Source organism: Paraburkholderia strydomiana (genome assembly GCF_031456815.1).
In the GTDB taxonomy this organism is placed as follows: Bacteria; Pseudomonadota; Gammaproteobacteria; order Burkholderiales; family Burkholderiaceae; genus Paraburkholderia; species Paraburkholderia caledonica.
In genome coordinates, this window is the sequence record NZ_JAVDVL010000002.1 from 753,454 (window position 1) to 774,798 (window position 21,345).

A 21,345-nucleotide genomic window follows, 5' to 3' on the forward strand; every position below is an offset into this window, starting at 1 on the left:
ATCAGCGGCGGCAATCATGGCGGTCATCCATTGCGACGCACAGTGACCGACGGTCGCGGCATCGCCACGAGGCGTAGACAGGCGGACAAACGTGGCCGCGTTGCACGGCCACGCTTACCATTGGATGAGCGCTTATTGACGCCCTTCGCCATGTCCGAGCACGACGTACTTCAGCGACGTCAAACCTTCCAGCCCCACCGGACCGCGCGCATGAAGCTTGTCATTTGAGATGCCGATTTCGGCGCCAAGGCCAAACTCGAAGCCGTCGGCGAAACGTGTCGATGCATTCACCATCACGCTTGCCGAATCCACTTCGCGCAGGAAACGCATGGCGCGGTCGTGGTCTTCGGTGACGATCGCGTCGGTGTGCTGCGAGCTATAGGTGTTGATGTGCTCGATCGCCGCGTCCAGATCGTCGACCACCTTGATCGCCAGCACCGGCGCGAGATATTCGGTGCGCCAGTCATCTTCCGTTGCATCGACCAGCGGGCCCACGCCCGCGTCGGCCAGCACCGCACGCGCCGCCGCGTCCACGCGCAACTCGACTTCTTTCTCGCGATACAGCTTGCCAAGAGGCGGCAACACCGTCGATGCGATATCACGCGCGACGAGCAGCGTCTCCATCGTGTTGCAGGTGCCATAACGGTGCGTCTTGGCGTTGTCGCAAACCGTCAGCGCCTTCGCGAGATCCGCGCGATCGTCCACGTACACGTGGCAGATGCCGTCGAGGTGCTTGATCATCGGCACTCGCGCTTCGTTCATCAGCCGCTCGATCAGGCTCTTGCCACCGCGCGGAACGATTACGTCGACGTACTCGGTCATTGTGATCAGCTTGCCGACCGCGGCGCGGTCCGCAGTCGCGGCAACCTGCACGGCGTCCTGCGGCAAACCGGCAGCTTCGAGCCCCTCGCCGATCAGCTTCGCGAGCGCCGTGTTGCATTCCAACGCTTCCGAACCGCCGCGCAGGATCGTGGCGTTGCCCGACTTCAGGCAGAGCGCGGCGGCGTCGATCGTCACGTTCGGACGCGATTCGTAGATGATGCCGATCACACCGAGCGGCACGCGCATCTGCCCGACCTGAATTCCGCTTGGGCGGTACTTCAGATTGCTGATCTCGCCGATCGGGTCGGCGAGCGCCGCGACCTGGCGCAGGCCTTCGACCATCGTTTTCAGCGCTTTGTCCGACAAAGTCAGCCGGTCGATGAAAGCCGCGTCGTGGCCTTTGTCGCGTGCCCGCGCGAGGTCACGCGCGTTGGCTTCCTTGAGCAACGCGGCGTCGCGCTCGATACCCGCTGCGACTGCCGCGAGTGCCGCGTTCTTCGCGGCCGTCGACGCCCGCGCCATCGCACGCGAGGCCTGGCGGGCGCGGCGGCCGAGGTCGGTCATGTACTGGTCGATATCCATGTGATTCTCGTGATGGCGCGCACGTCGACGTGCGGCGCAAAGGCTGTTTAGCGAATGATTCAACGATTGTAAGTCGGGGCAACGCGCTCTGCTTGCGATGGTGGCCAGCGCTATCTATCCCGCGGAAGCCGCCAATCTTCAGCACGCGAAGCCCGGCAGGCTAAAGCGAACTCGTGGTCCGGACGGTTTAGCCGTCCGCCAGAGCCGCGGCGCTCGTCACCCCTGCATGTGCCCACAGCGAATGTGACCACAGCCTGGCCTGCATTACCGGATCACGCCGGCCTGCCCCCGGCTGCGCCCCGAGGTCGCGGCGGCGGAACAGGCGCCGTTTTCGGCGACGCGACCGTCATCGCGAGTTCAAACAAGCCGTCCCAAGGATCGGGCGGCGGGTCATTGCGATGATTGCCAGGCGTGCCACCCGACAAACCCTTGACCTGGCGATCAAGCCGCGCCGCCAGCGCCAGCGCTTTTTCCAGCGAGGCCTCGGTAACGCGTGACAAAGCCGGCCCGATCAACCGCTCGCGCGGCCCCCACACGCGGTTCTCGCGCACCAGCATCGCGAGCGGTTTGCCGGCCGCGACGCCGCGTTTGATGCGCAAAAGCGTACGCAATTCTTCGACGACCGCCCACAGCACGAGGACCGCAGCTTCGCCTTCGCCGCGCAGTCCGTCGAGCATGCGCGACAGACGGCCGACGTCGCCCGCGAGCATCGCCTCGTTCAGCTTGAACACGTCGTAGCGCGCGACGTTGAGCACGGCGTCGTGAATCTGCTCGAAGCTCAGCGAGCCGGCCGGATAAAGCAAGCCGAGCTTCTGAATTTCCTGATGCGCCGCGAGCAGGTTGCCTTCGACACGCTCGGCGATGAACGCGAGCGCGCGCCGCCCTTCTTCCCCGGCGGCGACCCGCTGGCCTTGCGCCGCGAGCCGCTGGCCGACCCAGTTCGGCAACTGCGCGCGCTCGACCGGATCGATTTTCAACGCGACGCCCGCGTCGGCAAGCGCTGTGAACCAGGCGGATTTCTGCGTGGCCGCGTCGAGCCGCGGCAGCGTGATCATGGTCAAGACGTCGTCATTGACGGCGGCCGCCAGCGCTTTCAGCGCATCTGCGCCTTCCTTGCCGGGCTTGCCCGACGGAATGCGCAGTTCGACCAGTTGACGGTCACCGAACAGCGACATCGACTGGCTCGCGCCCAACAGCGAACTCCAGTCGAAACCGCGCTCCACGGTGAACACCGAGCGATCGGTGAAGCCGGCCGCGCGCGCCGCCGCACGAATCCGGTCGCACGCTTCCTGCGCGAGCAGATGCTCGTCGCCGTACACGACGTACAGTCCGGCGAGTCCCTTGGCGAGATGCGCTTCGAGCGCGTCAAGTCGCAGTTGCATGGCTATGTATTTCTCAGATCCCGTCGACGCCCGCGCTCACAGCGGCGGCGGCGGCAAAGGCGCGCGCGGCGCGACGGCCGGCACCTGCTCGCCCGGCGCCGGATGCAGCGAACGCACGCTCGACAGACGGCGCGTGAGCTGGTCGATCGCGTCGTTTTCCATGTCGGCGAAGAGGATGTCCGACTCGGCGGCTTTCGCTTGCGAGTACTTGTCGCTATAGGTCATCGCGCGGTTCAGTGCGATCACGCTCGGCGGAATCAGCACCGTGCCGTCCTTGCCGATCAGCGAGTAGTTCATGGAGAGATTCAATTGATACTCTTCCACGACGCCCAGCGAGTTCAGCGTCAGCGTGCTGTAGCCGCGGCCTTCGGTAATCTGCAGCGTAGCGTCCGCGCTGGTCACCGAGTTCACCACGACCGTGTCGCTGCCGCCTTGCACCATGCGCGCGAGCCGCGCGTTCGCCGATGCCGAGCCGCCGGCGACGAACAGGCGCTTGAACGCATAGTCCTGCTGGCCGCGCAATTGAAAACCGCACGCGGACAACATCAATACGCTGCAAGCCAGCGTCAGAAAAAACGATCTGCGAGTCACATTGGCTCCTGGTTCGCAGTGGGTTCCCGGCGAGAGGCACGCGCCGCCGCACGCGACGGCGCCATGCCTGTTGACAGATGCTGCTGGATCGTCAAACGACCACGTTCACGAGGCGGCCCGGCACCACGACAATCTTCTTGGGCGCCTTGCCTTCGCTGAATTTCACGACCATTTCATGCGCGGCCGCCAACTGCTCGATCGATTCGCGCGACGCGTCTTTCGACACCGTCAGCGCGCCGCGCACCTTGCCGTTCACCTGCAGCACGAGTTCGATCTCCGATTGCTCGAGCGCCTTCTCGTCGACCTTGGGCCACGGCGCGTCGAGCAGCGAGCCGAACTCGTCGGCGTAACCGAGTTCCTGCCACAACTGGAACGTGAGGTGCGGCACGACCGGATACAGCACGCGCAGCATCACACCATAAGTTTCGCGCAACACAGCAGGCTGCGCGCCCTTTGCGCTGTCGAGCGCGTTGAGCATTTTCATCGCGGCCGACACGACCGTGTTGTACTGCAAACGCTGGTAGTCGAAGTCAGCCTGCTTGAGCACGCTGTAGATTTCGCGACGCAGCAGTTTGTCAGCATCGGCGAGTTGCGCGGCGTCGAACTGGCCGCCTGCGCGCAGCGCCGCTTCGTTCGCGTGACCAAAGCTCCACACGCGGCGCAGGAAGCGGCTCGCGCCTTCCACGCCCGAGCCCGACCACTCCAGCTGCTGCTCGGGCGGTGCGGCGAACATGACGAACAGACGCGCGGTGTCCGCGCCGTGCTGATCGATCAGGGATTGCGGATCGACGCCGTTGTTCTTCGACTTCGACATCTTCTCGACGCCGCCCAGCACGACCGGCAGGCCGTCCGAGTTCAGCACGGCACCGACCGGGCGGCCTTTGTCGTCGAAGGAAACGGTGACGTCGGCCGGGTTGTACCAGGTTTTCTTGCCCGTGGCGTCTTCCCGATAGTAGGTTTCGTTGAGCACCATGCCCTGCGTGAGCAGGTTTTTCGCCGGCTCGCCGAACTTGACGAGACCGAGGTCGCGCATCACTTTCGCCCAGAAGCGCGAGTACAACAGGTGCAGAATCGCGTGCTCGATGCCGCCGATGTACTGGTCCATCGGCGCCCAGTAGTCGGTGCGCTCATCGACCATGGTCGGTGCGCCCGGCGATGCGTAGCGGTAGAAGTACCACGACGAATCGACGAACGTGTCCATCGTGTCCGTCTCGCGTTTGGCCGCGCTGCCACAGGTCGGGCAGGTGCAATTCACGAACGCTTCGGACTTCGCAAGGGGATTGCCCGTGCCGTCCGGCACGAGGTCCTCGGGCAGCACGACGGGCAGGTCTTTTTCCGGTACCGGCACGTCCCCGCACTTCGGGCAGTGGATGATCGGAATCGGCGTGCCCCAGTAACGCTGGCGCGACACGCCCCAATCACGCAGACGCCACGTGATCTGCTTGTCGCCCAGACCCAGCGCCTTCAGGTCGGCGGCGATTGCGTCCACTGCCTGTTCGTAGTTCAGGCCGTCGTACTTGCCGCTGTTGACGAGCGTACCGCCCTTCTCGCCGTACCACTCTTCCCAGGCCTGCGTCGAAAATTCCTTGCCTTCGACCGCCACCACCTGCTTGATCGGCAGACCGTATTTCTTCGCGAACGCGAAATCGCGCTCGTCGTGCGCCGGCACGCCCATCACCGCGCCTTCGCCGTAAGTCATCAGCACGTAGTTGCCGATCCACACTTCGACCGGTTCCTGCGTGAGCGGATGCTTGACGAAAAAGCCGGTGCGCATGCCCTTCTTTTCCATGGTCGCGACGTCGGCTTCCGCCACGCCGCCGCGCTTGCATTCGTCGATGAACGCCTGCAGTTCCGGCTTGTCTTTCGCGAGACGCGTGGCAAGCGGATGCTCGGCCGCGATCGCGGCGAAGGTCACGCCCATGATCGTGTCGGCGCGCGTGGTGAACACACGCAACAGCTTCTGTTCGCCGTCGATTTCATACGGAAAACCGAAGTTCACACCGAAGCTCTTGCCGATCCAGTTCTGCTGCATGATCTTCACGCGCTCCGGCCAGCCGAGGCCTTCCAGATCGTTCAGCAACTCGTCTGCGTACTGCGTGATGCGCATGTAGTACATCGGGATTTCGCGCTTCTCGACGAGCGCGCCCGAGCGCCAGCCGCGACCGTCGATCACCTGCTCGTTCGCGAGCACCGTTTGATCGACCGGGTCCCAGTTCACGGTGCCGGTTTTCTTGTACGCGATGCCCTTTTCCAGCATCTTCAGGAACAACCACTGGTTCCACTTGTAGTAATCGGGGCTGCAGGTGGCGACTTCGCGCGACCAGTCGATCGCGAGGCCCATGGACTGCATCTGCTTCTTCATGTAAGCGATGTTGTCGTAGGTCCACTTTGCCGGCGGCACGTTGTTGGCCATCGCGGCGTTTTCCGCCGGCATGCCGAACGCGTCCCAACCCATCGGCATCAGCACGTTGTAGCCGTTCATCCGCAGATAGCGGTACATCACGTCGTTGATCGTGTAGTTGCGCACGTGCCCCATGTGCAGCTTGCCCGACGGATACGGCAGCATCGAGACGCAGTAGAACTTGGGCTTGTCGGTGGTTTCCGATGTCTTGTACGCGTCGATGGCGCGCCATTGCCCTTGCGCGGCGGATTCGACGTCGGAGGGAACGTATTTTTCGTGCATGGTGTGATGGGATCGCTGGGTTCGGTGCTTCCGCACCGGCCGCTTGGTGCTTTTGCTGGATGAAATGGCGTCGTTTCCCGTACTGCGGGGAAAGGGCTGATTATACCGTTCGCGGACGGCTGCGCCGCGTGGCGAGCGCCCGCGCGCCTACTGCTGCGCGCCTGGTGGCGGCGGCTCCGTCACGAAGCCGATGCGCTCAAGACCGGCCTGCTGCGCGGCGCCCATGACCTGCGCGATCACCTCGTAGCGCGTATTGCGCTCGGCGTGCAGATGAATTTCGGGCTGGTCGGCCTGCTTGCCGGCTTGCGCGAAGCGCCCGCGCATCTGGTCGAGCGTGATGACGCTGCCGTCCCAATAGAGCTTGCCCGCGGCGTCGATTGAAAGAGAAATGGTTTGCGGCGTTTCGCGCGCCGGCGCCGACGCGACCTTCGGCAGGTCAAGCCGGATCGCGTGCGTGAATAAAGGCGCGGTAATGATGAAAATCACCAGCAGCACCAGCATCACGTCGATCAGCGGCGTCATGTTGATCTCGGCCATCGGTGCAGCCGTCTGCTTTTTCTCCAGTCCGCCGAACGCCATGCCACCTCCTATGTCGTGACGCGCGCCTAGTGCCGATTGCGCTTATTGCCCTTAGTGAGTCGTGGCCTGCGGACCGCGCACCGGCGCTTGCGGCTGGCCCACGGGCGCGCACACGTACGCGTGCAGGTCGTGCGCGAATCCGTCGAGTTCCTCCGACAGCTGCCGCACGAGGCGCCCCAGCACGTTGTAGGCGAGCACTGCGGGAATCGCCACCACGAGACCGAAGGCCGTCATGATGAGCGCCTCGCCGACCGGCCCGGCGACGTTCTCGATCTGCGCCTGACCGCTCGCGGCAATGCTGCCGAGCGCGTGATAAATGCCCCAAACGGTGCCGAGCAGGCCGACGAAAGGCGCCGTGCTGCCCACCGAAGCCAGCAGCACCTGGCCGAATTCGAGCCTGCGCTGCGACGCATTGAGCGCCTGACGCAGCGCGCGAACCACACGTTCGCTGCGCTCAACGCGCGCAAGCAGTGCGCCGGGAATATCGACTTCGGCTGCATGGAGCGCCGCTTCTGCGAGCGGCGCGAAAACGCGCTCGCGGTCGGCGCGCTTCAATTCGGCGACACCTTCCGCGAGGGTCGGCGCCTGCCAGAAGCGCGCGACAGCGCGCGTCGCCTGACGTTTGGCCCGCACCAGCACCCAGGCCTTGACGATCAGGAAGCACCAGCTCGCAATCGACATCGCCAGCAGCACATAAGCGACGCCATGCGTGATCGCGTCGCTCGTTTGCAGGTAATGGATGATGCCGCTGCCGCCTGCCATTTGATTTCGCCAGGGAAAAGTGAGTTCGTGCGGATAAATAAGCCGCGCGCGCCGCGTTTAGCGCAGGCCGAGCACGTCTTGCATGTCGAAGAAGCCGGTCTGGTGGCCTTCGAGGAAGCGCACGGCACGCAGCGCGCCCTGCGCGTACGACAGGCGGCTCGCCGATTTGTGCGTGATTTCAATGCGTTCGCCTATACCGGCGAACAGCACCGTATGGTCGCCGACGATATCGCCGCCGCGGATCGCCGAAAATCCGATCGTGGACGGATCGCGCTCGCCGGTCACGCCTTCGCGGCTATAGACCGCGCAGTCGTCGAGATTGCGCCCGAGAGCGTTGGCGATCACTTCGCCCATTGTCAGCGCGGTGCCCGACGGCGCATCGACCTTGTGACGATGATGCGCCTCGATGATCTCGATGTCGTAGCCGGTCGCGAAATGCTTCGCGGCGTACTCGAGCAGCTTGAGCGTAACGTTCACGCCCACGCTCATATTCGACGCGAACATGATCGCGATGTTGTCCGCCGCGGCGCGCAGTTGCGCCTTCTGCTCATTGTCGAAGCCGGTCGTGCCGATCACCATTTTCACATTGTGACGCTGCGCGGCTTCCAGATGCATCAGCGTGCCTTCAGGGCGCGTGAAGTCGATCAGGTAATCCGATTCCGCGAACACACGTTCAATGTCGTCGGTCAGCATCACGCCCGTCTGCTTGCCGAGAAAGGCGCCGGCGTCCTGACCGAGTTGCGGAGAACCCGCACGGTCGAGCGCGCCCGACAGCGTGGCGTCGGAATCGTTGAGAACGGTTTCGATGAGCATGCGGCCCATACGGCCCGATGCGCCAGCAATCGCAATTTTCATGGCTACGAGGGTTCCAAAGACACAGCCCGGCAGAGGCGGGCAAAAGCGGCGGCGGGCAGCGCGCCCTCGCACCGCGCGGGACTGGAACAGCAGAGAATCCGACGGCGCCGCGCGAAGCCCGAAGCGACTTTGGAGTGACACTCCACGGCGGGCGATTGCGCAGCGGCCGTCTTAAAACAAGGACAGCGCTATTACTGGCTCGTTCCCGAAGTGGACGGCGTGCCAACCGGCGCGTTCTGCGTCGGGCCGCTGCTTTGCGAGCTCGTCGGCCCGACCGGATTGTCCTGCGACGACGGCGATTGCGGCGGCGGTGGACGGTGGAACTGGAACTGCGGCTGACCACCGGACGTCGGGCCTTGCGGCGGGATGCCGCCGGCATTCGCGGTCGGAGCGGTTGAGCGCACCGACGACGGCGTGTTCCGCGACGGCGCTTGCACCGCATTCGTCGCACGATTCGCGGCTTGAGCGGCTTCAGCGTTCGCGTCGGTAGACGGCGCGGCCGCTGCGGCAGCACCTTCGACGGACGGCGAACGCGCGGTGTCGACCGTGACCGGCGCCGTGGCTACCGGCGCGCTTGCCTCGCCTGTGCTGCTCGCTACGCTCGCGGCAGCGGCCTTCTTACCGCGCTTGTCACCGTCGATCTCAGCCAGCAGTTCGAGGTTGGACGGCAGATCTTCGCCGCCGCTCCAGCTGGCGACGCGATCGCCCGCGAAGTTGACCACGAAGTCGCGCTGCTGCACGACGTTAGTCGAGCCGCGCTTGAAATAGAACACGTAGTCCCAGCGATCTGCGTGGAACATGTCGGCGAGGAGCGGCGTGCCCAGCAACTGACGCACCTGTGCGCGCGACAGGCCCACCTGCATTTGCGCAGCGGCTTCTTTCGAAACGAAGTTGCCTTGCACAACGGTAATCCGGTACGGCGTGATGCTTTGAGCAACCCGCTGGGTGAGGCTGTCGTACGTGGAACATCCTGCAAGAATCGCGACAGCCGCAACAGCGGTCAAGGTACCCCGCATGCGGCTCCCCCGGTAGATCAGTTGAGATTTTGAAATCATTTCACTCACCGTGCGGGCCCGCTGACGAGCCGCGCGAGTTTCATTCCATCGAAGATGACCAGAACGGCAAAAACACATTACTATGAGAGCCCAGCATTGTACTCTAGGGATCCCTTGTCATGACCAATCCAACCGATCTCAAGAACATCGGGCTCAAGGCGACCCTTCCGCGCCTCAAAATCCTCGAGATTTTCCAGCACAGCCCGGTGCGTCACCTGACGGCCGAAGACGTGTACCGCAACCTCCTGCACGAGGAGCTCGATATCGGTCTTGCCACCGTCTATCGTGTGCTGACGCAATTCGAGCAGGCCGGCCTGCTCTCGCGCAGTAATTTCGAATCGGGCAAGGCTGTTTTCGAGCTGAACGAAGGGTCGCATCACGACCATCTCGTGTGCCTCGATTGCGGCCTCGTCGAAGAATTTTTCGACTCTGAAATCGAGAGTCGTCAGCAGTCCATCGCGAAGGAACGCGGCTTCAAGCTGCAGGAACACGCACTGGCGCTCTACGGCGCCTGCACCAAGGAAAACTGTCCACATCGCAAGCATTGACGCGGTGCCGTCCGTGTCGGGGGGCGCGGTCGAACGATTAGCAATCAGCAGAAAAATGGCCCGGCCGGGTTGAATCGGCCGGGCCTTTTTTTGGTGGGGCGAATTTCGTTGCCTGAAACGCCGCGGCGTCCGGCGTCTATTTCGACACTCGGCGGGCGTAAAAAAGCCGCTCCGAAGAGCGGCTTTTTTTGGAAACCGCGCTAAACCGAACCGCCGACGTTGCAACGACGGCGTCCGGAAAAGCACAGAACGGCTTACTTCGCGTTAGCGAGCGCCACGGCCGTGTCCAGCATGCGGTTCGAGAAGCCCCACTCGTTGTCATACCAGCTCGACACCTTCACCAGGCGGCCCGACACCTTGGTCAGCGTTGCGTCGAACGTCGACGAAGCCGGGTTGTGGTTGAAGTCGATCGACACCAGCGGCGCGTCGTTGTAGCCGAGGATGCCCTTCAGCGCGCCTTGCGACGCTTCCTTCATGATCGAGTTGACTTCCTCGACCGTGGTGTCGCGTGCGGCGATGAACGACAGATCGACCACCGACACGTTGATGGTCGGCACGCGAATCGCGTAGCCGTCCAGCTTGCCGTTCAGTTCCGGCAGCACCAGGCCGACAGCCGACGCAGCGCCCGTCTTGGTCGGGATCTGGCTATGCGTGGCCGAGCGCGCGCGGCGCAGGTCTTCGTGGTACACGTCCGTCAGAACCTGGTCGTTCGTGTACGCGTGAATGGTCGTCATCAGGCCATTCACGAGGCCGATCTTGTCGTTCAGCGGCTTGACGAGCGGCGCGAGGCAGTTCGTCGTGCACGATGCGTTCGAGATCACCGTGTCCGATGCCTTCAGCACGTTGTGGTTCACGCCGTAGACGATGGTTGCGTCGACGTCCTTACCGCCCGGCGCCGAAATGATGACCTTCTTCGCGCCGCCCTTGATGTGCGCGCTTGCTTTTTCCTTCGTCGTGAAAAAGCCCGTGCATTCCATCACGACGTCGACGTTCAGCTCGCCCCACGGCAGTTCAGCCGGGTTGCGGTTGGCCAGCACGCGGATCTTGTCGCCGTTCACAACCAGGTAGTCGCCGTCCACCGACACTTCGCCCGGGAACTTGCCGTGCGCGGTGTCGTATTGCGTCAGGTGAGCATTGGTCTTGGCATCGCCCAGATCGTTGATGGCGACGATTTCGATATCGTGCTTCTTGCCGTTTTCATAGAAGGCGCGCAGCGTGTTGCGGCCGATCCGGCCGTAGCCGTTGATTGCAACGCGAATCGTCATGATCTATCTCCTGATGACTAAAAAAATACGTCGATGTTCGTCTGACCGGCTGCGTTGCCGCGCGTTCGTGCTCCTGCTTCAGCCGTGCGGCAACGCTTTGCTTCAGATCAGCCGAGTGCGGCTTTGGCCGTCTCTACCACGTGTTCGACGGTGAAGCCGAAATGCTTGAACAGCACGCCAGCCGGGGCCGATTCGCCGAACGTGTCGATGCCGACCACGCCGCCTTCCAGACCCACGTACTTGCGCCAGAAATCCGTCACGCCCGCTTCGATCGCGACACGGCGCACGCCTTGCGGCAGCACGCGTTCGCGGTATTCCGCATCCTGCTTGTCGAACACCGTCGTGGACGGCATGGAGACGACGCGCGCCGCGATGCCCTCGCGCGCCAGCGGCTCGACCGCCTTGAGCGCCAGTTCGACTTCCGAACCGGTGGCCATCAGGATGATTTTGCGCGCAACGATCTCGTCGTTCCAGTCGCGCAGCACATAACCGCCCTTCTCAATGTTAGCGATCTGCGCGTCCGTGCGCTCCGAGAACTGCAGGTTCTGACGGCTGAAAATCAGGCACGACGGACCATGGTGTTCGACCGCGTGAGTCCACGCCACCGCCGTTTCGACGGTATCCGCGGGACGCCACACCTGAAGATGCGGAATCAGACGCAAGCTCGCTACGTGTTCGACCGACTGGTGAGTCGGGCCGTCTTCGCCGAGACCGATCGAGTCGTGCGTGAACACGAAGATGGACGGCGCCTTCATCAGCGCGGCAACGCGCAGCGCGTTGCGGCTGTAGTCGGAGAACGTCAGGAACGTGCCGCCGAAAGCCTTGAAGCCGCCGTGCAGCGCAACGCCGTTGATCGCGGCGCTCATGCCGAATTCGCGCACGCCGTAGTTGACGTAATTGCCTGCCGCGCGGCCTTCGCCGTTCACGCGAACGGGCTTCGCGGCCTTCCAGTTGGTCAGGTTCGAGCCGGTCAGGTCGGCCGAGCCGCCGAGCAGTTCCGGCAGCACTGTGGACAAAGCCTCGATGGCCTGCTGCGATGCCTTGCGCGTCGCGACCGTTTCGGCACGCTCGTTCGCGCCGGCGATGATCGCCTTCGCCTTTTCCTTCCAGTCAGCGGGCAGTTGCTTGCCCATACGACGCGTGAATTCAGCCGCTTCTTGCGGATATTTCGCCGCATAAGCCGCGAACGCCTTATCCCAGTCGGATTCGAAACGCGCGCCCGCTTCCTTCGCGTCCCACGCTGCGTAGACTTCCTGCGGAATCACAAACGGCTCCCACTTCCAGCCGATGGCCTCGCGCGTGGCCGCAATTTCCTTGTCGCCGAGCGGCGCGCCGTGCGAGTCGTGGCTACCGGCTTTGGTCGGCGCACCTTCGCCGATCACGGTCTTGCAGCAGATCAGCGTGGGTTTGTCCGATTGCTTGGCCTTTTTGATGGCGGCGTCGACTGCGTCGACATCGTGGCCGACCACGTTCGGAATCACGTTCCAGCCGTATGCTTCAAAGCGCTTCGGCGTGTCGTCGTGGAACCAGTGCACCACCTCGCCGTCGATGGAAATGCCGTTGTCGTCGTAGAACGCGATCAGCTTGTTCAGCTTCAGCACGCCCGCGAGCGAACACGCTTCATGCGAAATGCCTTCCATCAGGCAGCCGTCGCCGACGAACACATACGTGTGGTGGTCGACGATCTTCGCGTCGGGCTTGTTGAATTCGGTGGCGAGCAGCGACTCCGCGAGCGCCATGCCGACCGCGTTCGCCAGACCCTGGCCAAGCGGGCCGGTGGTCGTTTCGACGCCCGGCGTAATGCCGTATTCCGGGTGGCCCGGCGTCTTCGAATGCATCTGGCGGAAGTTCTTCAGTTCGCTGATCGGCAGGTCGTAGCCGGTCAGATGAAGCAGCGAGTACAGCAGCATCGAACCGTGGCCGTTCGACAGAACGAAGCGGTCGCGGTCCGCCCATTGCGGGTTCTTCGGATTGTGGCGCAGATGGCGCGACCACAGGGCCACGCCGATTTCGGCCATGCCCATTGGCATGCCGGGGTGCCCGGAATTCGCTTGTTGAACGGCGTCCATGGACAGCGCGCGGATTGCGTTGGCCATCAAGGAAGTGGGTGCGGGAGACGGGGTCGTCATGTCGAGTCCGGAGACAGAGTCAGAAAGCGGTGCGCGCTTGAGGCCCGGAAGCTCGGCGGCCAGTCCGCTTCGGCGCACGGTGCGGCGCCGGAAGACGCGAAACGGCAGAGCAAACGGACAAGGCTGAAAGCGTGCCATTCTAACAGAACGTTGTCTCCCTCCCTGTGCGCAAAGCCGCATGGCGGGCGCCGCCCGGTGCCTCCAAAGAACCGCTGACTCGTTCCGCATCGTGGGGCGCGCGCGAGACCGTGCCGCGCGTCGCCCTTACAATCGGGCAGCGGAAACCAACCCGTTCACACTGGGCAAACCATCTTGAGCGCTACTTTGCTGTTCCACCCGAGTCCAGACGCTGTCTACGGATTTCCGGACGCGTCGCTGATTGCACGAGTCGATTCGCCTTATCAGCGCATCGAGGTGTGGGACACGCGCCAGCTCGGCCGGATCTTCACGCTGGACGGCCGTCCCATGACGTCCACCGGCGACGAGTTCATCTATCATGAGTGCATGGTGCACCCGGCGGCGTTGGCGCATCCGGCACCGAAAGCCGCGCTGGTGCTAGGTGGAGGCGACGGGGGCGCCGCGCGGCAACTGCTGGCGCATCCGGGCATTGAAAGGATCGTAGTCGCCGAACTCGACGAACAGGTGGTTCGCCTGACCCGCGAGCACATGCCCGAAGTACACGGCGGCGCATTCAACGATCCACGCGTCGAACTCGTGATCGGCGATGCGGCGCATTTCGTGACCGCGGCCGCGCAGGCCCGGTGTGCGCAGTTCGATCTGGTCGTATTCGATCTGACGCCGCCGGACTCGCCAGCGGCCGGCCTGTACACGATCGCCTTCTACAGTCAGCTCAAGCGGGTGATGAGCGCGAACGCCGTGTTGTCCGTCCATCTGGGCTCGCCCTATTTCCACGCCGAACGCATTGCCGGCATGCTGGGCGATCTGCGCAGCGTGTTCGCGGTGGTGCGCACCATGAACACGTTCGTCCCGCTATACGGCTCGTTGTGGATGATGGCGACCGCCAGCGACACGCTCGATCCTGCCGCGCTGACGGCGGATATCGTGGCCGAGCGCCTCGCCGTGCGAGGAATCGACGCACGGAAGCACTACAGCCCTGCCGCGCATGCCGGACTCTTTACGGCATCGCCGTCGGTGCAAGATAAACTAGGTCAATTCTTAAAGCCGTCACACTGACGCACGGGCAAAATGCACGGCTTCGCCGGATTGCGCTATCTCTTTGCCGATACGCAACCCGTTGCCGGCGGCCCGGCATGCGCCCAATAACCCTAGATCTGGAGAACCCCATGACCGCCTCCCGCCCAGCCGGTGTGCCCTGGTTGACCCCCTATCTGACGGTACGGGACGCGCGAGCCGCGAGTGCCTTTTACACCGCGGCATTCGGCTTTGAATTGCGGGATAGCGTGCAGGACGACGGCGTCGTCATGCATGTCGAAATGACCTATCAAGGTCAGTTGATCGTGATGTTCGCGCCGGAAGGCGCGTTCGGCTCCACCGCAAAAACACCCCGCAGCGCGGGCGCGATCGCGCCGCAATCATTCTATGTCTACGTCGACGATGTCGACACGGTTTACGCCCGGGCGCTTGCCGCCGGCGCCAAATCGTTGAGCGAGCCACAGGACCAGTTCTGGGGCGACCGCTTCGCCCAGGTCGAGGATCTGGACGGCTACCGTTGGGCGCTCGCTCGCCACCTTTCGTGAACTAATGAGTATTTTTCTGATGCCTCGCTTCTTCGTCGGTACGCCTCTTTCGTCCGACGACATCATGCAACTTCCCGATGACGTCGTACGGCACGTCCTCGTGCTGCGCTTGCAGACCGGTGACTCCATAGTGCTTTTCAACGGTGAGGGCGGCGAATACAGCGCCGAACTCGTCGCGATCGAACGCCGCACGGTCACCGTGAAGGTCGGCGAATTCCGCAATATCGAAGTCGAGCCGCCGTATCGGCTCACGCTCGCTCAGGGCATAGCAAGCGGCGACAAGATGGACTGGCTGATCGAAAAAGCCGTCGAACTCGGCGCGTCGACCTTCGTCCCGTTGACCACCACGCGCAGCGTCGTGCGTCTGAACGGCGATCGTGCGCTTCGGCGGCATGCGCACTGGGAAGGCATCGTGCGGGCGTCGTGTGAGCAATGCGGACGCAACCGCCTGCCGACAGTCATGCCTGTACGCGAAATCGCCACCTGGCTCGCCGCAATGCCGCGCGTTCCCGCAGAAGACGAACTGCGCATCCTGTTGTCGCCACGCGCGAGCATCCATTTTTCAGCGCTCCCCACGATTCCGCCGAAGGGGCCCGTCACCGTGCTGGTCGGCCCGGAAGGCGGCTTTTCCGCCGCGGAAGAAGCCGCAGCAACGGACCACGGATTTCAGGCGGTCGGGCTCGGACCGCGCGTCTTGCGCACCGAAACCGCTGGCATGGCGGTTCTGTCCGCACTCGCGGCTGCGTGGGGCGGCTGGTGAGGTGGTGATTGAGTAGGCGCTTGTGGGCTATAGCGTAGGCAGCCGCAACGGCAGCGATAGAAGCGAACGGAGGCGCGACCGGCACAGCACCACCAATGCCACTGACACCGGGCTCAAGCCCAATCCGCCAAAAGCAAAGGCCCGCCAGTTGGCGGGCCTTTGCGATTCCGGCTATGGCTGAACTCAGGCGTTCGGCTCAAAGCATTCAGGCGAACGAATAAAAGACGCGGAACGCAACCTTGCGCTCGGCCCAGAATTCGGCCGCTTCGCGAAACACGTCGAGCAGCGTCTCTCGCCCTTCCTTGTCGAATTTCTGCGCGACGGGCAATTGCTCGAGCACGATCACGAAGCCAGGCTGGGCACCGGCCTTGTGGACCAGGTCGGTCAGGCAATCGTAGAGCGCGTCATAATTCTTGCCGAAATGTTTCGGAAACAGGAACGATGTAGCGATGGTTTCCAGGACTTCCTGCTTGGACTGCGCGTTTGCGCAATACGCGTAGAGAAAGTGCTGTCCGAGTCGATTCGCCTCGTCGGCGAGATCCTGAACGCGAAACGCGCGGATCGACTGTACGATGTTCGGTCGTACGGTCTTGAAAAGACTCATGGGCTCCTCGTTCGATGAAACCACACTGTCAGCTTCGCTCCGGTTCTCACGGCCCTGCTCGCCGGCGCGCATCTTCATGACGCGCTGGAAAAGATTGCCGTCGCCGGCCGCGAAAAGATCCGTCGCGACTCCGGTGTCGTGCGCGTAGACGTTGTCGCTCATGCCGTTCATCCCGATGTCATTCAACAATACGATTAAAACTGGTGTAATGGTCGTCCGAGTAGTAACAATTGTCGGTGCGCTTCAGCGGACCTCCGCAGACGATGCGACGCGCCCCGCGACTACGTGAACGAGGCGTGGGAACGGTGTATTCGTGGTAAAAGCCGCGCCGGTTGGGCGGCAGCAACCGTTCGCGGTTGCCGAACACGACGCCGTCCTTTTCATACGGGTAAGGCCCGCCAGCGGCAATCAAGTTCAATGTATTGACCGCCTCGCGGGGCAACTGCGCCGCCGCAATGGTGCCTTGGCCCTGTGCATTCGTGCCGGTGGGTGCCGGGTAATTGCGCGCGATGGCGTGAGGCACGGGGCCGCAGAAAACGCACAGCGCAATAGCACTGATCAGCACGCCCTTGATGCGCTGCCATCTGCGTGCCATTACCAAGTTTCCCGGCTGTTAGATCACGAGTTTTACGACCATGAAAGTCGTAAGGGTATCGCTAATGGTCCCCGGAATCAACGTTCGCCGGAGTCGCAAAATGATCCGATTCGACGCGAAAGCCCCACCAGCAGTGCTTTGACGACTTTTGACACAAAATTTATCCAATGCGCGCTAACATTAGCTCAACCAAGCAAAAGACGCAGCAACACCGGCTTTTCCACACGGAATGCCGGGCGCTGAGTTCTTGCAAGGAAGTCTGTTGTTTGCCGTTTTGGGCGGCTATCCCCTGTTCGCCCTAAGGCGTGCCCGTTGCGGGCACGCCTTTTTTTTCGTCGGACGAGGCCGGCAGGAGCCGCCGGCAAATTTCTACGCCAACTGCGCTGGCTGGAGCCGGCGCCAATTAGCGCAGACGGACTATCAGCGGGCCGCGATCACATCCGCAACCAGCAGCGCCGTCATGTTGACGATGCGTCGAACCGTCGCGGAGGCCGTCAGCACGTGCACGGGCTTTGACGCGCCCAGCAGCATCGGGCCAATGGCGATGTTGTTGCCCGCCGCCGTCTTCAGCAGGTTGTACGAGATGTTGGCGGCGTCGATGTTCGGCAGCACCAGCAGGTTGGCATCGCCTTCCAGCGTCGAGTCGGGCAGCACTTCGCGTCGCAGATTCGCATCGAGCGCGACGTCGCCGTGCATTTCACCATCAACCTGCAGTTCGGGCGCGCGTTCTTGCAGGATCGCGAGCGTATCGCGCATTTTCTGCGCGGTCGGCGCATTGCTCGAACCGAAATTCGAGTGCGACACCAGCGCGACCTTCGGCTCGATTCCGAAGCGGCGCACTTCCTCGGCGGCCATGATCGTGATTTCGGCCAGCTGCTCCGGCGTCGGGTCCACGTTCACGTGCGTATCGACCAGGAAAATCTGGCGATTCGGCAGCACCAGCGCGTTCATCGCGGCATATACGGCGCAGCCTTCGCGCTTGCCGATCACCTGGTCGATAAAGTGCAGGTGGCGGTGCGTCGTGCTGATCGTGCCGCAGATCATGCCGTCCGCCTCGCCTTTTCTGACCAGCATCGCACCGATCAGCGTCGTGCGGCGGCGCATTTCGAGCTTGGCCATCTGCGCGGTGATGCCCTTACGGGACATCATCTTGTAATACTCCTGCCAGAAGTCGCGATAACGCTCGTCATGGTCCGTATTGACGACCGTGTAATCCTGACCTGCGACGAGACGCAGACCGTAGCGCGCAATGCGCTGCTCGATCACGGCCGGACGGCCAATCAGGATCGGCTTGGCCAGCTTTTCGTCGACGATGATCTGCATGGCGCGCAACACGCGCTCTTCTTCGCCTTCCGCGAACACAATGCGCTTCTTCTCCGGCTCGACGCCGCGCGCCAGCTGGAAGATCGGCTTCATCGTCGTGCCGCTGTGATACACGAACTGCTGCAGATGCTGCTCGTATGCGTCCATGTCCTCGATCGGACGCTCGGCGACGCCCGAATCCATCGCGGCCTTCGCCACCGCGGGCGCGACCTTGACGATCAGACGCGGGTCGAACGGCTTCGGAATCAGGTACTCCGGACCGAACGAAAGATCCTGAATGCCGTAAGCCGTCGCGACGATGTCGCTCTGCTCCTGGCGCGCCAGTTCGGCAATCGCATTGACCGCAGCGATTTCCATTTCCCGCGTGACCGTGGTCGCGCCCGCGTCCAGTGCGCCGCGGAACAGGAACGGGAACACCAGCACGTTGTTCACCTGGTTCGGATAGTCGGTGCGGCCCGTGCACAGCACGGCGTCCGGACGCACTTCGAGCGCCAGTTCCGGCAGGATTTCCGGCGTCGGGTTAGCGAGCGCCAGAATCAGCGGCCGTTCCGCCATCTGCTTGACCATCTCCTGCTTGAGCACGCCGCCCGCCGACAGGCCGAGGAACACGTCCGCGCCGCCAATTGCCTCTGCGAGCGTGCGTGCCTCGGTGTCACGCGCGAAGCGTTCCTTGTCCGGGTCCATCAGTTCGACGCGGCCCTTGTAGACCACGCCGGCCAGATCCGTGACCGTGATGTTTTCGAGCGGCAGCCCAATATCGACCAGCAGATCCAGACAGGCCAGCGCCGCTGCGCCCGCGCCGGAGGAGACCAGCTTGACGTCCTTGATGTCCTTGCCGACGACCTTCAAGCCGTTCGTGATCGCCGCCGCAACGACGATGGCCGTGCCGTGCTGATCGTCGTGGAAGACCGGAATCTTCATGCGCTTGCGACATTCGCGTTCCACGATGAAGCAGTCCGGCGCCTTGATGTCTTCGAGATTGATACCGCCGAAAGTCGGCTCGAGCGCCGCGATCACGTCGACGAGCTTGTGCGGATCGGACTCGTTCAACTCGATATCGAACACGTCGATGCCGGCGAACTTTTTGAACAGCACCGCCTTACCTTCCATGACCGGCTTGGATGCGAGCGGGCCGATATTGCCCAGGCCGAGCACCGCCGTGCCGTTCGTCACGACGCCGACCAGGTTGCTGCGCGCCGTGAAGCGCGCGGCATTCAGCGGGTTCTCGACGATTTCTTCACACGCGAACGCGACACCTGGCGAGTACGCCAGCGCGAGGTCGCGCTGGTTGATCATCTGCTTGGTGGGGGCGATTGCGATCTTCCCGGGGGTCGGGAATTCGTGGTAATCGAGGGCGGCTTCGCGGAGTTTGCTATTGACGGGAGTCGACATAAGGCGGGCTTCGAAGTGCGGATTAGAATAGATGTTCGACGGCATTGTAGCCCCAATTGCCGGCCCGATTCCTTCAATACGGGTACAACTGCCGAGACTGAAACGTAGCGAAAGGCAGTCGTCCCTTCACTTTTCCTCACAATGCTTTCAGAGTTTTCGCTGATTGAACGTTTCTTCGCGCGCCGCGCAGCGGGCGAGGCGTCGGCGACCCCGAGCGGTTCGCTCGGCATCGGCGACGACTGCGCGCTGCTAGCGCCGCGCGCGGGCGAAATGCTGGCGATTTCGACAGACATGCTGGTGGAAGGCCGCCACTTCTTCGCGGATGTCGATCCCGAGGCGCTCGGTCACAAGGCGCTCGCCGTCAATCTGTCGGACCTGGCCGCGATGGGCGCGCAACCGCAGGCGTTCACGCTTGCGTTCTCCTTGCCCAAAGCCGATGAAACGTGGCTTGCCGCATTTAGCGAAGGACTCTTCGCGCTCGCCGAACGGCATGGCTGCGCGCTGATCGGCGGCGACACGACCGGCGGCCCGCTGAACCTGTGCATCACCGTGTTCGGCAGCGTGCCGCCGCAAGCCGCGCTGCGCCGCGACGCCGCTCGGGCGGGCGACGACATCTGGGTGTCGGGCACCCTCGGCGACGCGCGCGCAGGCCTCGGCATCCAGCGGGGCGAGTGGACCGCCGATGCCGACGACGCCGCGGCGTTTCGCCGCGCGCTCGAGCGCCCGGAACCGCGCGTCGCGCTAGGGTTGGCGCTGCGCGGCGTCGCCCATGCGGCGCTGGATATCTCGGACGGGCTCGCCGGCGACCTGAAGCACATTCTCGATCGATCGAATATGCAGGCCACCGTCGACGCCGACGCAGTGCCGCGTTCGTCCGCACTGCGCAGGCTGCCGCTCGACACGCAGCGGCGCTGCACGCTCGCGGGCGGCGACGACTACGAGTTGTGCTTCACCGCGCCGCCGGCCGCGCGCGACGCCGTTCAGGCCGCCGGCCACAAGGCGGGCGTGCCCGTCACGCGCATCGGTACAATAAGCGCTCTCCGAACGGCGGCCGACCGCCCGGCGATCGACTGGCGCGACTCTGCCGGCGCGCCGCTCTCCCTGACGTTGCAAGGCTTCGACCACTTTCATGCAGACTGATCGCCCGCTCACGCCCGCCGACAATCTTGTCGGCGGTCAGCCGCCCAAGCCGCAGCGCCCTCAGCCGCGCCGCGCGACCGCGCGCTTCATGCTGTCGCACCCGCTGCACATTCTGTCGCTCGGTTTCGGCAGCGGCTTGTCGCCGATCGCGCCCGGCACGATAGGCACGTTGTTCGCGTGGGCCTCGTTTGCCGTGTTCAGCCGCTATCTGACCGTGATCGAGTGGGGGGTGCTGATCGGCGTCGGCTTCGTGGGCGGCATTGCGATTTGCGGCTTTACCGCCAGGAAGCTCGGCACTGACGACCCATCGCCGGTCGTGTGGGACGAAATCGTCGCCTTCTGGCTCGTGCTGCTGATGGTCACGCCGGTCACGCTGACAGGCCAGTTCTGGGCGTTCATCGTGTTCCGTTTTTTCGACATGGTGAAGCCGCCGCCCATCAGCTATTTCGATCGCCGGCTGAAAGGCGGTTTTGGCATCATGTTCGACGACCTCGTTGCCGCGTTTTTCACCTTGCTCGTGATTGCGCTCTGGCGCATGTCCGTTTAACCGCTCCGCCCCG

General features: G+C 63.4%; 19 protein-coding genes. 6 read left to right on the top strand and 13 right to left on the bottom strand.

Annotated features, from left to right (window positions below):
* Positions 1-132 precede the first annotated feature (132 nt).
* The 8 genes from J2W46_RS09050 to J2W46_RS09085 form a co-directional block, all read right to left on the bottom strand.
* Positions 133-1,404 (bottom strand): glutamate-5-semialdehyde dehydrogenase, encoded by a 1,272-nt coding sequence (locus J2W46_RS09050; RefSeq protein WP_310352938.1) that lies wholly within the window; start codon positions 1,402-1,404, stop codon positions 133-135.
* Between the two features lie 272 nt (positions 1,405-1,676).
* A complete protein-coding gene (gene holA / locus J2W46_RS09055) occupies positions 1,677-2,786 on the bottom strand; it encodes a DNA polymerase III subunit delta (protein WP_310352939.1) in 1,110 nt (369 codons plus the stop codon).
* A 36-nt stretch (positions 2,787-2,822) separates the two neighbouring features.
* Complete coding sequence (locus tag J2W46_RS09060; RefSeq protein WP_204522440.1) at positions 2,823-3,377, bottom strand: LPS-assembly lipoprotein LptE; 555 nt, start codon at positions 3,375-3,377, stop codon at positions 2,823-2,825.
* Positions 3,378-3,468: 91 nt separating this feature from the next.
* A complete protein-coding gene (gene leuS, locus J2W46_RS09065; protein WP_310352941.1) occupies positions 3,469-6,060 on the bottom strand; it encodes a leucine--tRNA ligase in 2,592 nt (863 codons plus the stop codon).
* A 147-nt stretch (positions 6,061-6,207) separates the two neighbouring features.
* Complete coding sequence (locus tag J2W46_RS09070) at positions 6,208-6,639, bottom strand: ExbD/TolR family protein (protein WP_204522442.1); 432 nt, start codon at positions 6,637-6,639, stop codon at positions 6,208-6,210.
* A 51-nt stretch (positions 6,640-6,690) separates the two neighbouring features.
* Positions 6,691-7,401 carry a MotA/TolQ/ExbB proton channel family protein gene (locus J2W46_RS09075; RefSeq protein WP_214883908.1) on the bottom strand — a complete coding sequence of 237 codons (711 nt, stop codon included), beginning with the start codon at positions 7,399-7,401 and terminating at the stop codon, positions 6,691-6,693.
* A gap of 57 nt (positions 7,402-7,458) precedes the next feature.
* Positions 7,459-8,256 carry a 4-hydroxy-tetrahydrodipicolinate reductase gene (dapB, locus tag J2W46_RS09080; RefSeq protein WP_020071299.1) on the bottom strand — a complete coding sequence of 266 codons (798 nt, stop codon included), beginning with the start codon at positions 8,254-8,256 and terminating at the stop codon, positions 7,459-7,461.
* Between the two features lie 191 nt (positions 8,257-8,447).
* A complete protein-coding gene (locus J2W46_RS09085; RefSeq protein ID WP_310353107.1) occupies positions 8,448-9,272 on the bottom strand; it encodes an outer membrane protein assembly factor BamE in 825 nt (274 codons plus the stop codon).
* A 158-nt stretch (positions 9,273-9,430) separates the two neighbouring features.
* Here J2W46_RS09085 and fur point away from each other — a divergent pair, with 158 nt between their 5' ends.
* Positions 9,431-9,859, top strand: a complete 429-nt coding sequence (fur, locus tag J2W46_RS09090; protein ID WP_012434340.1) for a ferric iron uptake transcriptional regulator — start codon at positions 9,431-9,433, stop codon at positions 9,857-9,859.
* A 254-nt stretch (positions 9,860-10,113) separates the two neighbouring features.
* Here the strand turns inward: fur and gap are convergent, their stop codons facing one another.
* A complete protein-coding gene (gene gap / locus J2W46_RS09095; RefSeq protein ID WP_020071297.1) occupies positions 10,114-11,124 on the bottom strand; it encodes a type I glyceraldehyde-3-phosphate dehydrogenase in 1,011 nt (336 codons plus the stop codon).
* 107 nt (positions 11,125-11,231) lie between these two features.
* Positions 11,232-13,253: a transketolase gene (gene tkt, locus J2W46_RS09100; RefSeq protein ID WP_310352948.1), complete on the bottom strand. Its 2,022-nt coding sequence runs from the start codon at positions 13,251-13,253 to the stop codon at positions 11,232-11,234.
* 312 nt (positions 13,254-13,565) lie between these two features.
* On the opposite strand from tkt, the gene speE reads away from it, so the two are divergent.
* The 3 genes from speE to J2W46_RS09115 all read left to right on the top strand — a co-directional run bounded on the left by speE (position 13,566) and on the right by J2W46_RS09115 (position 15,731).
* A complete protein-coding gene (gene speE / locus J2W46_RS09105) occupies positions 13,566-14,447 on the top strand; it encodes a polyamine aminopropyltransferase (protein WP_310352951.1) in 882 nt (293 codons plus the stop codon).
* A gap of 110 nt (positions 14,448-14,557) precedes the next feature.
* On the top strand, positions 14,558-14,971 hold the full coding sequence (locus J2W46_RS09110) for a VOC family protein (RefSeq protein WP_020071294.1): 414 nt from the start codon (positions 14,558-14,560) through the stop codon (positions 14,969-14,971).
* A gap of 19 nt (positions 14,972-14,990) precedes the next feature.
* Positions 14,991-15,731, top strand: a complete 741-nt coding sequence (locus J2W46_RS09115; RefSeq protein ID WP_310352953.1) for a 16S rRNA (uracil(1498)-N(3))-methyltransferase — start codon at positions 14,991-14,993, stop codon at positions 15,729-15,731.
* A 205-nt stretch (positions 15,732-15,936) separates the two neighbouring features.
* Here J2W46_RS09115 and J2W46_RS09120 read toward each other — a convergent pair whose 3' ends face one another.
* The 3 genes from J2W46_RS09120 to J2W46_RS09130 form a co-directional block, all read right to left on the bottom strand.
* Positions 15,937-16,506 carry a barstar family protein gene (locus J2W46_RS09120; RefSeq protein ID WP_020071292.1) on the bottom strand — a complete coding sequence of 190 codons (570 nt, stop codon included), beginning with the start codon at positions 16,504-16,506 and terminating at the stop codon, positions 15,937-15,939.
* 7 nt (positions 16,507-16,513) lie between these two features.
* A complete protein-coding gene (locus tag J2W46_RS09125; RefSeq protein ID WP_020071291.1) occupies positions 16,514-16,930 on the bottom strand; it encodes a ribonuclease in 417 nt (138 codons plus the stop codon).
* A 420-nt stretch (positions 16,931-17,350) separates the two neighbouring features.
* Positions 17,351-19,690, bottom strand: a complete 2,340-nt coding sequence (locus J2W46_RS09130; RefSeq protein ID WP_310352956.1) for an NADP-dependent malic enzyme — start codon at positions 19,688-19,690, stop codon at positions 17,351-17,353.
* A 96-nt stretch (positions 19,691-19,786) separates the two neighbouring features.
* Between J2W46_RS09130 and thiL the strand changes: the two genes are divergently transcribed.
* A complete protein-coding gene (gene thiL, locus J2W46_RS09135; RefSeq protein ID WP_310352958.1) occupies positions 19,787-20,785 on the top strand; it encodes a thiamine-phosphate kinase in 999 nt (332 codons plus the stop codon).
* On the top strand, positions 20,775-21,332 hold the full coding sequence (locus J2W46_RS09140; protein WP_020071288.1) for a phosphatidylglycerophosphatase A family protein: 558 nt from the start codon (positions 20,775-20,777) through the stop codon (positions 21,330-21,332). Before thiL ends, J2W46_RS09140 begins: the two co-directional genes overlap by 11 nt.
* The last annotated feature ends 13 nt before the right edge of the window (positions 21,333-21,345 follow it).

Coding starts and splice junctions, on each gene's coding strand:
- J2W46_RS09140 (WP_020071288.1), top strand. CDS start 20,775: ATGCAGACTGATCGCCCGCTCACGCCCGCCGACAATCTTGTCGGCGGT.
- J2W46_RS09110 (WP_020071294.1), top strand. CDS start 14,558: ATGACCGCCTCCCGCCCAGCCGGTGTGCCCTGGTTGACCCCCTATCTG.
- J2W46_RS09070 (WP_204522442.1), bottom strand. CDS start 6,639: ATGGCGTTCGGCGGACTGGAGAAAAAGCAGACGGCTGCACCGATGGCC.
- J2W46_RS09125 (WP_020071291.1), bottom strand. CDS start 16,930: ATGGCACGCAGATGGCAGCGCATCAAGGGCGTGCTGATCAGTGCTATT.
- dapB (WP_020071299.1), bottom strand. CDS start 8,256: ATGAAAATTGCGATTGCTGGCGCATCGGGCCGTATGGGCCGCATGCTC.
- J2W46_RS09120 (WP_020071292.1), bottom strand. CDS start 16,506: ATGAACGGCATGAGCGACAACGTCTACGCGCACGACACCGGAGTCGCG.
- holA (WP_310352939.1), bottom strand. CDS start 2,786: ATGCAACTGCGACTTGACGCGCTCGAAGCGCATCTCGCCAAGGGACTC.
- leuS (WP_310352941.1), bottom strand. CDS start 6,060: ATGCACGAAAAATACGTTCCCTCCGACGTCGAATCCGCCGCGCAAGGG.
- J2W46_RS09085 (WP_310353107.1), bottom strand. CDS start 9,272: ATGCGGGGTACCTTGACCGCTGTTGCGGCTGTCGCGATTCTTGCAGGA.
- thiL (WP_310352958.1), top strand. CDS start 19,787: ATGCTTTCAGAGTTTTCGCTGATTGAACGTTTCTTCGCGCGCCGCGCA.
- tkt (WP_310352948.1), bottom strand. CDS start 13,253: ATGACGACCCCGTCTCCCGCACCCACTTCCTTGATGGCCAACGCAATC.
- J2W46_RS09130 (WP_310352956.1), bottom strand. CDS start 19,690: ATGCCGTCGAACATCTATTCTAATCCGCACTTCGAAGCCCGCCTTATG.
- gap (WP_020071297.1), bottom strand. CDS start 11,124: ATGACGATTCGCGTTGCAATCAACGGCTACGGCCGGATCGGCCGCAAC.
- J2W46_RS09050 (WP_310352938.1), bottom strand. CDS start 1,404: ATGGATATCGACCAGTACATGACCGACCTCGGCCGCCGCGCCCGCCAG.
- fur (WP_012434340.1), top strand. CDS start 9,431: ATGACCAATCCAACCGATCTCAAGAACATCGGGCTCAAGGCGACCCTT.
- J2W46_RS09115 (WP_310352953.1), top strand. CDS start 14,991: ATGCCTCGCTTCTTCGTCGGTACGCCTCTTTCGTCCGACGACATCATG.
- J2W46_RS09075 (WP_214883908.1), bottom strand. CDS start 7,401: ATGGCAGGCGGCAGCGGCATCATCCATTACCTGCAAACGAGCGACGCG.